This is a genomic window from Bacteroides sp. NSJ-48 (assembly GCF_014287405.1).
Lineage (GTDB): Bacteria > Bacteroidota > Bacteroidia > Bacteroidales > Bacteroidaceae > Bacteroides > Bacteroides stercoris.
This window is the reverse complement of record NZ_JACOOD010000066.1, coordinates 1-10,222: the sequence shown is the minus strand read 5'-3', so window position 1 is coordinate 10,222 and position 10,222 is coordinate 1. Positions and strand designations below refer to the sequence as shown.

At 44.1% G+C, this 10,222-nt stretch carries 9 protein-coding genes and 1 pseudogene; 4 read left to right on the top strand and 6 right to left on the bottom strand.

Annotated features, from left to right (window positions below; all coding sequences use genetic code 11):
* Nucleotides 1-173 precede the first annotated feature (173 nt).
* From H8S52_RS18600 to H8S52_RS18585, 4 genes are all read right to left on the bottom strand, one after another.
* Complete coding sequence (locus H8S52_RS18600; RefSeq protein WP_175353864.1) at nucleotides 174-1,280, bottom strand: site-specific integrase; 1,107 nt, start codon at nucleotides 1,278-1,280, stop codon at nucleotides 174-176.
* 95 nt (nucleotides 1,281-1,375) lie between these two features.
* Nucleotides 1,376-1,990: a TetR/AcrR family transcriptional regulator gene (locus H8S52_RS18595; RefSeq protein ID WP_007845701.1), complete on the bottom strand. Its 615-nt coding sequence runs from the start codon at nucleotides 1,988-1,990 to the stop codon at nucleotides 1,376-1,378.
* A gap of 444 nt (nucleotides 1,991-2,434) precedes the next feature.
* Nucleotides 2,435-3,388, bottom strand: coding sequence for a transposase (locus H8S52_RS18590; RefSeq protein ID WP_118027859.1), 954 nt, complete (start codon nucleotides 3,386-3,388; stop codon nucleotides 2,435-2,437).
* 217 nt (nucleotides 3,389-3,605) lie between these two features.
* Nucleotides 3,606-4,505, bottom strand: a complete 900-nt coding sequence (locus tag H8S52_RS18585) for an AraC family transcriptional regulator (RefSeq protein ID WP_025819263.1) — start codon at nucleotides 4,503-4,505, stop codon at nucleotides 3,606-3,608.
* A 136-nt stretch (nucleotides 4,506-4,641) separates the two neighbouring features.
* Between H8S52_RS18585 and H8S52_RS18580 the strand changes: the two genes are divergently transcribed.
* The 4 genes from H8S52_RS18580 to H8S52_RS18565 are packed head-to-tail and all read left to right on the top strand — an operon-like array spanning nucleotide 4,642 to nucleotide 7,483.
* Nucleotides 4,642-5,421: an MBL fold metallo-hydrolase gene (locus H8S52_RS18580; protein ID WP_005924041.1), complete on the top strand. Its 780-nt coding sequence runs from the start codon at nucleotides 4,642-4,644 to the stop codon at nucleotides 5,419-5,421.
* Nucleotides 5,422-5,454: 33 nt separating this feature from the next.
* Nucleotides 5,455-5,919 carry a cupin domain-containing protein gene (locus H8S52_RS18575; protein WP_005924039.1) on the top strand — a complete coding sequence of 155 codons (465 nt, stop codon included), beginning with the start codon at nucleotides 5,455-5,457 and terminating at the stop codon, nucleotides 5,917-5,919.
* A gap of 23 nt (nucleotides 5,920-5,942) precedes the next feature.
* A complete protein-coding gene (locus H8S52_RS18570) occupies nucleotides 5,943-6,611 on the top strand; it encodes a radical SAM mobile pair protein A (RefSeq protein ID WP_005924036.1) in 669 nt (222 codons plus the stop codon).
* Nucleotides 6,608-7,483 carry a radical SAM mobile pair protein B gene (locus H8S52_RS18565; RefSeq protein ID WP_005924033.1) on the top strand — a complete coding sequence of 292 codons (876 nt, stop codon included), beginning with the start codon at nucleotides 6,608-6,610 and terminating at the stop codon, nucleotides 7,481-7,483. The genes H8S52_RS18570 and H8S52_RS18565 overlap by 4 nt, the downstream gene beginning before the upstream one ends.
* Nucleotides 7,484-7,629: 146 nt before the next feature.
* Here H8S52_RS18565 and H8S52_RS18560 read toward each other — a convergent pair whose 3' ends face one another.
* Nucleotides 7,630-9,033, bottom strand: coding sequence for a hypothetical protein (locus tag H8S52_RS18560; RefSeq protein WP_022210005.1), 1,404 nt, complete (start codon nucleotides 9,031-9,033; stop codon nucleotides 7,630-7,632).
* Between the two features lie 282 nt (nucleotides 9,034-9,315).
* Nucleotides 9,316-10,102: pseudogene (locus tag H8S52_RS18555) on the bottom strand (toprim domain-containing protein); the annotation flags it as partial.
* Nucleotides 10,103-10,222: the final 120 nt, after the last annotated feature.

Sequence of the window (10,222 nt, the reverse complement as noted above, 5' to 3'; positions counted from 1 at the left end):
TCAGAAATACAGCGAGAATTAACAAAGCTGCATAAACCGCTATTTCGGAATAAGAACTGTATTTCCATAGCCTATAAAATTTGAAAAATAAATAATCTATCATACTTAATTACCATTAATTTTTCGATAAACGCACCTTATGGTGCAGTTCCTATTCACTATTAAATCATTGTCTAATCATCATCCAAACAATCCAGCGGATTGGGGATTTTTGCTTTATAGGCGTTCGAAACGTGCAGATAAATTGCCGTTGTTTTTATATCGGTATGTCCCATAAGTTCCTGTATGGTTCTTAGGTCTGTCCCTTGTTCCAGCAGGTGGGTGGCGAACGTGTGCCGGAGCATGTGCAGGTGTACCCGATGCTTTATTCCGGCTTTCCTTGCCGCTTCTTTCAATATCTTAACCAATGCGCTGGGTGAGTATTGTTCGCCTGCCTGTTCGCCCTCAAAAAGCCATTTTTGCGGTCTGTATTCCCGGTAGTAATCCCTCAGTTCGTTGAGCAGCTTTTCCGACAGTAGGGAATACCTGCACTTCTTGCCTTTCCCGGCAATCCTGATTAGCATCCGTTCGCTGATGATGTCTTGGGGTGTCAGGTTCAGAAGTTCGCTTCGACGTAGCCCGGCAGAGTAAATGAGAGAAATCATGCACCTGTGTTTCCGATTGGATAACTGTGCGAAGATGCTTTTCATTTCTTCCCGGCTTAATACTTCGGGCAATGCCTTGTACTCTTTTGCACGGGCTATCCCGCCATAATATTGCCGCTTGCCTTTCCGGACTTTCTCGTAATAGAACTTGATAGCGTTGATACGCATATTCTGCTGGGTGGCGGATATGTGCTTTTCCTTTACCATGTGGAGCATATAGCTGTTTATGTCCTCGACCGTCAGCAGGTCAAGGTCTTGCCCCTTGTGGTATTCCATGAAGTCGCTGAAATAGATTTTATAGGCTTTTATGGTGGAAAGGCTGTACCGCTTCTGTTCCAGCAGTTCGAGGTAGCCTTTCGGCAGTGTGTATTCCCTTTTGGGTTTTGGATGCCGCACGTAAACCCGGCTGTAATCAATATAGGCGTGGGGCGAATAGCGGTCATAGAAATCCGGCAGTTTAAAAGCGGCTGACGCTATGTATGCAGAGCCGTTACCAGCCATTTCCATGCCCGTGTCTTGGGCGAGCAGCAGGGCGACAGCCTGACTGTTCGCATATTCTATCCGTATGTAGTCCGCACCGTCCCTTGTTTCCTTGTGTAGCACGATGCTTCCTCTTTGTTTCTGAACCTTATCCATGTCGCTGAATTTTGCTTCGCTCCAAAGATAAGATAAAAATACCATTATTTGAACATCTGTTCAAAAATAATCGAGGTTAAAAAAACAAAAGAGTATCAGGCTTTAAGCAGCGAATAGATATGGCGAAAATTTTCTGCCAGTTCGTCCACGTTCAAACCGTTCAGAAATGCTTGTTCGTATGACAGTCCTAAAAACATTTGCCGGAACATGATAGCCGTTTTCTTCACGTCCGTGTCACTCCTGATTTCCCCGCTTTCTTTTGCTTTCTGTATGACTTTCTCCCATAGGTCATAGTCTTGTCGGTAGATTTTCTCAATTTTCTGCCTGATGCCCGGATAGTACATACGCACTTGTGACAGAAAGTGAAAGTAGTAGAAGTTAGGACTACAATCATGCGGGCTGCTATTATCACCAATCAGTTCAACAATCCTTTTCATGGAAGCGGCTACCCCCGCCACGTATTGCCCGATGAACTCCGCCAACGTATCGGCAGGAGCGGCAAACTTGTTTTCCGGTTCGTGCATTTGCAACACGTATTTGTCCGCCACAGCCATGAATAAATCCAGCTTGTGCGGAAAATAATAAACGATACCCGTTTTTGTCACCCCGCAGGCTTTGGCAAGCGTGATGATGCTTGCTTTCTCGTAGTTCATCCTGACAAATACGCCGAACGCTTTATCTATTACTTCTTCACGGTTAGTTATTATCATACACGTTTGTTTTTAATCGGTTACGAAGATACGGATTTTGTTTTAACCATTTGTACCCCAGTGCTTTTTTTTAGTGCAAGGTGCAAGTATATATTTATATATATAGCTTGCACCTTGCACTAACCCAAAAATATTTATTATCAGATATTTGCGAGTTTCAAAAGAAAGCCGTATCTTTGAACCCGAAAGTTAGGCAGACAAACAGCGGTCAAAGTTGGACAAGCCCAACATCTGAAAATCGTTACTGTTTCGTTACCTATTTGAAATTTTGAAAGCGAAGTAGCTGAAATATAAGCGGTTAGAGTTGTAGGTTCAAAACCCTGTCTCTCCGCAATAAAGGGTGTAAATCAAGCATTTGCGAGATTTACACCCTTTTTTACACCCAAGAATGTAAAATTGGGGCTCAGTTGTAATTCTTGGGGGATTAAGTTTTGTCAATTCCCTTCATGCATATACCTTTGCTAGCCTAAAAAGGAAGAAGCTCATATCCACTACTCCTCTAAATGATGTCCTAAATGCTTTGATTTTAGCATTAAATGCTTCCGCTGCTGCATTTGTACTCCTGTTCACAAAGAAGTTCAAAATCCTTTCATAATGGTTCTCAATAGAGTTTGCCACTGTTGTGAATGTATCGTATCCATATTCTTCAATCTTATTATACCATAGTGCCAGCTTTGCTCTTGCTACATCCTTGTCATAGTTTGTGGAAAAGATCTTTCCCAACTCCAATGAGTAGTAATATACGTGCTTAATATCTTCAAACTGCTTGAAAAGTAATTCTGCCCTGATTTTCTGGCTCTTGGTCCATTTATCAGGTGATTTAAATAATAAATATCTGCTTCTGGCTAATAATTGCCTGAGTGTATCTCCGTTTTCGAGTTCTTCTGCTTTATGTACTTCCCCCTTCTCTTTTGCCGCTTTCATGGCTTTATTCTCCTCTTTTATCACTTGCCATCTATATGTAATACGCAACTCTTGTACAGCTTCGTATACAAGTTTTTGTACATGAAACCTATCAATCACCTGCATGGCACGTGGAAAGCACGTTTTCGCAATCTTTTGCATGCTCCCGGCCATATCCAGTGTAATCAAACTCCAGTCACGACTATATGTCTGCCCAGTGGATGGATCTTCCCAGCGACGACGCTTGATACGTAAATAAACGGCTTTACCACGGATAGGGAAGTCCTGAACTTCAATCTCAGGGAGGAAACCTTTTGAGTGAAGATGTAGATCAGAGTACTCAGCAGGAATAGTGGCTTTCTCCTCTAAATAAAGAATAAAGCAAGTATCCTGAGAAACATGATTGACTAGGGTAAAATAATCAAGGATTCCTGAAGGCAAGAACAAGCTTAAAGAAGCAACAGGATCAATCGTTTGGGAAGAGGATGTTTTCATGATGCAAAAATAAGAATTTTAACGCAATCCCCCAAGTTTTCAGACTGAGCCAAAATTGGGTGTTTTTGTATTTTTTAAGATTCTTCAAAAGAATGTCAATTACAAAGCGATTGGTATTTCTATGGACTGGCAGAATGAACCTTTATGACGAAAAATATAGTTATTCAAAAAAATAAATATCTTAAATATGGAATTCATTTGCCAAAATATGAAATTTCTATTCATATATTCCTCTTTTGTAATTCATTAGATATTGGGTAAAAGTCTTGCCTGTTTCTTTTTTGAAAAAACGCATGAGGTGACTGGGGTCGGAAAAGTGGAACTCGTCTGCCAGTTGGCTCACATTCAGATTGGAGAACAGTAGCTCATTTTTCAGCTCTTCCAAAAGACGTTGCTTGAGTAAGTGAATGGCTGATACACCAAATTGCGCCATGACAGAATTATTCAAGGTGATACGACTTACCCGAAGCATATCAGCATATTCTTGAACGCGCTGTGTCGTTCGGATATGTTTTTCGAGTAAGTCCTTGAATTTGAATGCGTAATTGTTTTTTGGCACTTCGACAGGTAGACGATAAGTTTGAGCGTATGCCCGGTTGATAATTACCAGTAGATAATAAAGCACTGACACAATGAGGTTGTAAGTGTCTACCACAGGATGTTGTAGTTCTTGTTTTATCTTTTTTAAGAGGCGCATATATTCCGTCAGCTCCTCCGGCTCGGCAAACAAGTAGGGCGGTGTATCAGTCTGATAATAATACAACAGCCGATATACGAAGAACTTGTCAGCAATGAACGTGCGCATAAAGTCTTCGCGGAAAATAAGAAAAGTGTAATCTAGTTCTACCTCGTTCACGTGCCATTCCTGTTGCTGGTGCGGCGACAAAAGCAGCACCATACCATCCCGTAACTCCACTTTTCGGAAGTTCAGCAACAAATATCCATTGGCACGACGAAAGAAATAGAAGCTGAAAAAATCTGTCTTAAACGCCTTATGCTCGGTCAAGACACCACAGATGTCCTTGCTTTCGCCTGTGTTAATGTAGAAGTCTACGCCACATTGCGTTTTATTGAACGGAACGCTTACAAGTCTTTCGGGATTGATTATAGCTTTCATCACTCTTGTTTTTTGCTTTCTGCAAATATACATCATTCTTTTATCAAAATGGCATATATTCCTGTTTTTAAGGCATAGAGACATTGGGATATCCTTTCGAACTTTGTACCCGAAAAATAATACAAAACATAACATCATGAACGAAAAAGCAATTATTCGGTTGGTACGCAGTGCCACCTTGAAAATCAACTATGCAGGACATACCATTCTTATTGACCCCGTATTTGCCGACAAAGGAACCCTGCAATCAGCTCTCGGTGTATATAAGAATCCGAGGGTACATCTCGTAATGCCTATTAGCGACATTACTGAAGGTGTTGATATGGTACTGCTCACCCACAACCACATCGACCATTACGAACCAAGTGTAAAGCAGCATTTGCCGAAAGACATTCCTTTCTACACCCAGCCACAAGATAAGGCCGCCATCCTGAAAGATGGTTTCTCAAATGTAGAAGCGATTGAAGAGAGCATAACCTTAGGTCATCTGACCATCCACCGTGCTATTGGCCATCACGGTTTCGGTCAGATAGGCCAGATGATGGGACCTGTTTCGGGCTATGTGCTGATGTCCGAAGGGCTTCCGACTATTTATATCATGGGCGATTGCAAATGGGAAGAATGTACTCTTGCTACCGTGGAAAAGTATCGTCCTAATTATATTGTGGTGAACAGTGGCGGTGCGGTATTCCCCGAATTCTCTAAGACGGACGGTTGTATCATCCCCAATGAACAGGAAGTAATGGCGATGCTTGACACACTCCCCCCACACATCAAGCTGATTACCGTACACATGGATGCCATCGATCATTGCCAGACCACCCGTGCCATCCTTCGCAACGAAGCTCGCCATCACGGGACGGATATGAGCCGACTGATTATACCGGAAGACGGAGAAAGCATAACACTTAAATAACTGTATAAACAATCATTTCAAAATATTAGAAAGATGAAAAAGATTAGGAAAATCGCGGTAGAACAGAATTTCGCCGCGATCAGTGTCGGTAAGTTGAATGAACTGAATGAATACGAACTTCAGCTTGGCCCGGATGTGAAAATTCCCGGAAAAGTATTCTGCAGCACCGCTCTCGGAACTACGGGAAGCGAGTTTTCTTTCCAGTCATTCGCCCCGGGTACAGAAACCGGATTTCTGCATAGTCACAAGAGTCATGAGGAACTTTATTTTTTCCTCTCCGGTAAAGGTGAATTTCAAGTAGACGGAACAGTGTTCCCAGTGGAAGAAGGTAGCGTTGTCAGGGTATCTCCTGCAGGAAAACGAAGTGTCCGTAACAACGGAACGACTCCGCTCCTCATGCTCTGCATACAATATTGCAGCAATACATTCTCACAGGAGGATGCCACTGACGGAATCATACTGAAAGAACCGGTAAAATGGAAAGTCTCTCCGAAATGATTCTAAAAAGGAACTCTAAGCAGATGACTATCTGTATAAAATCCCTGATAAAGAATATGAACATAGTGGTAGGCTGCTCCATCGGGTGCAGCTACTGCTATGCCCGTAACAACTGCCGCCGTTTCCATATTACGGACGACTTCTCCGTACCGGAATATATGGTGCGAAAGCTGCGTATCATCGACACGCCCAAGCCTCACGTATGGCTGATGACCGGAATGAGCGATTTCTCCGATTGGAAGCCTGAATGGAATGCGGAAATATTCAGACGAATGAAAAGCAATCCGCAACACGCTTATATATTCCTTACGAAATGTCCGGACAAGATCAGTTTCTCTACAGATGACGAGAATGTATGGATGGGCGTGACCGTCACGCGCAATTCCGAAAAAAAGCGGCTAGACGATTTGAAAAGAAATATCAAGGCCAAGCACTACCATGTCACTTTCGAACCTATTTTCGATGAAATCGGCGATATAGATTTCGAGGGTATCGACTGGATTGTCATAGGTACGGAGACCGGACATCGGAAAGGCAAAGTGGATTCCCGTCCCGAATGGGTGCTTCACATTGCCGACCAAGCCCAAACACAGGGCGTCCCCGTGTTTATGAAAGAGGATTTGCTGCCTATAATGGGCGAAGAAAGGATGATTCAGGAACTGCCGGAACAATTTACAAAACGCTTACAATGAATACCGAAATAATCAAAGAAATAGACGTACAGAGCGTTATGACCAAATCCTCACTGCCGGTCGGAGGATATTCGGTCAACCCTTACGTGGGCTGTCCCCACGCCTGTAAGTATTGCTACGCATCGTTTATGAAACGATTCACCGGGCATACAGAACCGTGGGGTGCATTTCTGGACGTGAAGAACTGGAAACCGATAGCCAATCCGCACAAATATGACGGAGAGCGCATTGTGATAGGTTCCGTGACGGATGGTTACAACCCGTATGAGGAGCAATTTTGCCGTACCCACAGGCTGCTCGAAGAGCTGCGTGGGAGCAACGCCGAGATTATGATATGCACTAAGTCCGACCTTGTCCTGCGCGACCTCGACCTGTTGAAGCGTTTTCCCAAAGTAACGGTGTCATGGTCGGTCAATACGCTTGACGAGCGTTTTCGTACGGATATGGACAATGCCGTGAGCATAGAACGTCGTCTGAACGCAATGCGTCAGGTCTATGAGGCGGGCATCCGTACCGTGTGTTTTGTATCGCCCATATTCCCCGGAATAACCGATATGAAGGCGATTATCGAGAAAGTGAAAGGATATGCCGATTTGATATGGCTCGAAAACCTGAATCTGCGCGGGCAGTTCAAGGGAGGGATAATGACGTATATCCGTGAGAAGCATCCCGACCTCTTTCCGTTATACGAAGAAATATACAACAAAAAGAGGCTTGATTACTGGCAGGCATTGGAACAGGACATTTCCCAATACGCCAAGGCACAGGGGTTTCCATATAGAATAAATGATTTGCCTTACGGGCGCTCGGAAAAAGGCAAGCCGGTTATCGTAAATTATTTCTACCACGAAAAGATACGATTGACTAAATGAGGGAAAGATATTGACAATATGGTATATTAATAGTGAATAAGATATTCTTTTATTGCTTATTTTACTTTAGAATAGTTAGACAACTTAGATTTTGTACTATATATTACGATAGAAGTACAATCCATGATGAATTGTACTTCTCTATATTACATCCTGAATCCTCTGGATTTTTGTTCTTTCTGCACTGAGTTACGCAGATGCTGCTGTAACTTCTCCCATTGTTCTTTGAACCATTCGCTGATTGGCTGTTGGTTTATAGTCAGCATCAATTTATTCTTATCGATCGGGCTTCGTTCAATTTTGAAAATTACATTTTTTGTTTCAAATCTCTGTCTATATTCTTCGGAATAGATTTTTCCACTACATCTGAGAGCTTCCTTTTTGTATAAAAGAGAATCAACCATCCCCTTGGTAAAACCAGTGACATAGCATAATTTTTCCATTCTCAGCATTTCTTTGAGTAATGGGAACCAGCATAATGCCTTTTCAAGCAGGGTGTTTAGCCGTGATATTTCTTTGTCTTTAGCTTCAATCTCTTTATTATGTATTCCTTGAAGATTGCGTATTTGTCTGCCGTGCTGTTCCTGCATTTGTTGCATCTGAATTTTTAATTCATCAGTAGCTTTGTCCCGGTTGGCAATCTCCTGATGTAGCTGCTCGATGTTATGTTCCAGTTCTTTCAACTTACCGCTTCCGAAAAGAGAACCTACGCTGCTGGTTATGGCAGTGGCTACATCGGTAGCTGCACTTTTGAGTTTGTCTGTACGTATCTCAGCTTTTACCTGTTTGAGTTCCTGTTCGGCAAGGCTTACCTGTTGCTCCTTGTGTCGCTTGGTTTCTTCTATACGTTGCAGTTCGGCTTTCTGCTTCTCAATGATGAAATCGTTTCGTTCCAGATGCTCTTTACCTGTGACAGCTTTTGTCTGCCCACGTTCCATTAGCAGAATATCGGAAGCAAGGGTCTGCATGGTTGCCATATCCTCGTCATTGAGCTTTCGGCTCTTCCCGGTTTCGTGGTTCATCCAGTCGAATACGATATGAGCATGATAGTTCGGCTTGAACCATCTGCTTCCTATTTGGAAGCTCTCTTTGTCTTCCGCTTCCGGCTGACCGTTCAGCCAATGCCCTTCGTCTTTATGCAGGAAAATCTGTAGCGGAGTGATGCCCCAGCGTCTTTGGCACTCTTCACCGAATTTGCGTACATCAGCCAGTGTGGTGTCCGGTCTGATAAGCAATACTCCTTCACGGATGGGTGAGCATCCCGCCACCTTGATAATCTTTCCATTCTTTCCCTTGCGTTCCCTTTCCTTTTCCTGCATGGCACGTCCGGTCTTTTCCTTGACCATTTGCTTGATATTGTCATAATGAGTTCGCAGTTCGGGAGTGCCGAAGTCGGGATTTATCCACTGTTCGTTATCGGTGGAAAGTTCGGGAACGACATAGATTCTGGACTCCCCGATATTACGCATATACTCGGCAGTCCTTCGGTTGTGTGCCTCGCTCGATGCGATGTTGCAAGGCTTGATGTGTATGCTTGATTTTGTTGCCATAGCTTCTTTTCTTTGTTTACAATTAATTTACTTTGCTCGCTTTCGCAGAGGGGTTATTTTATGAATCTCGGCTGCATTCGGCATAGGTCAAGCAAGTTTGCCTCTGCTCTCATTTGCACGAGATTTCTTAGGGGTAACCCATAAGCGGAGATTGCAAAGAGAGGGTCACTCTTTGCTCGGGGTTCTCAGGGGTGAAACGCCCTGAGTGGGTCATTAGGGCAAAGCCCTAATCCCCTCGGGAGAGCCCACAACTACGAAAGCGGAGCGTGTAGTTATAGTGGGCTATAACCGGAAGCCGCTCTTCTTCTCCGGTGATTGGCTGCGCACCCCTTTGGCGGACTGGAGCTGCCTTTTTCTTTCAACCTGTTTCTGTAAGTATTCGTTCAAGTCCTTGCATCCGCTGTAAATCTGCGAAGCGTCCCGGATGTACCGGTCTCTGCCGTATTCCATGCGGATTTGCCGGAGTGCTTCCATTCCTGCATGGTCGTTGTCGAAAAAGCAGTGGATGCGTTCGTAATTGCCCAACGGATAGAGAGCCTTGTTCACATTCGATACGGAGTTCAATACAATATAGTCCTGCCCGTCCAATTCCGGATAATTTGGGCAGCTCTCTTGTCTCAATGTCAGAAAGGAAAGGTAGTCCATGAAACCCTCGAACACATAGCAGGCAGTCCTTGCTTTTCCCGACTGTCTGATGTGGGAGATTTCCTTGGGGGGCGATGCAGCCCTTGAAATAGGGGTTACGAACCTCAAACCCACCCGAACCGTTAGGGAATGCGATGGCAAAGTAACGCTTGCCGTTGTGGGTGTAACGGGCTTCACTACATTCTCTTTTTGCCAGTTCCAGATTTATTCCTCTACCTTGTAAATAGGAAAGCAGGGCAGGAGACGATAGCGGTACTATCTCCAGCTGTTGGAAGCTCGGACCGAAAGAGTCCTGCTTGCCAAAAGAGAAAGATACCGGGTGTACATGCGGTGTCTGTTCCGCAATCCGCTCCAGCAGGTAAGGTACATGGTCGGTAGCATACAGGTGTGCAGCCAGTTCAATGATACCGCCCCCTTTCCCTAAACGTAGGCTCGGTACAGAACGCCTTACTGCCTTTCGGCAGTAGGTTTTCCCGTACCTGCCCCCAAACCGTACTTGCATGTCTCCACGCATACGGCTCTCCGTTGATAACATGACTTTATT

Excerpts from the sequence above, each read along its gene's own strand:
- H8S52_RS18600 (WP_175353864.1), bottom strand. The coding sequence starts at position 1,280 with ATGGATAAGGTTCAGAAACAAAGAGGAAGCATCGTGCTACACAAGGAA.
- H8S52_RS18595 (WP_007845701.1), bottom strand. The coding sequence starts at position 1,990 with ATGATAATAACTAACCGTGAAGAAGTAATAGATAAAGCGTTCGGCGTA.
- H8S52_RS18590 (WP_118027859.1), bottom strand. The coding sequence starts at position 3,388 with ATGAAAACATCCTCTTCCCAAACGATTGATCCTGTTGCTTCTTTAAGC.
- H8S52_RS18585 (WP_025819263.1), bottom strand. The coding sequence starts at position 4,505 with ATGAAAGCTATAATCAATCCCGAAAGACTTGTAAGCGTTCCGTTCAAT.
- H8S52_RS18580 (WP_005924041.1), top strand. The coding sequence starts at position 4,642 with ATGAACGAAAAAGCAATTATTCGGTTGGTACGCAGTGCCACCTTGAAA.
- H8S52_RS18575 (WP_005924039.1), top strand. The coding sequence starts at position 5,455 with ATGAAAAAGATTAGGAAAATCGCGGTAGAACAGAATTTCGCCGCGATC.
- H8S52_RS18570 (WP_005924036.1), top strand. The coding sequence starts at position 5,943 with ATGACTATCTGTATAAAATCCCTGATAAAGAATATGAACATAGTGGTA.
- H8S52_RS18565 (WP_005924033.1), top strand. The coding sequence starts at position 6,608 with ATGAATACCGAAATAATCAAAGAAATAGACGTACAGAGCGTTATGACC.
- H8S52_RS18560 (WP_022210005.1), bottom strand. The coding sequence starts at position 9,033 with ATGGCAACAAAATCAAGCATACACATCAAGCCTTGCAACATCGCATCG.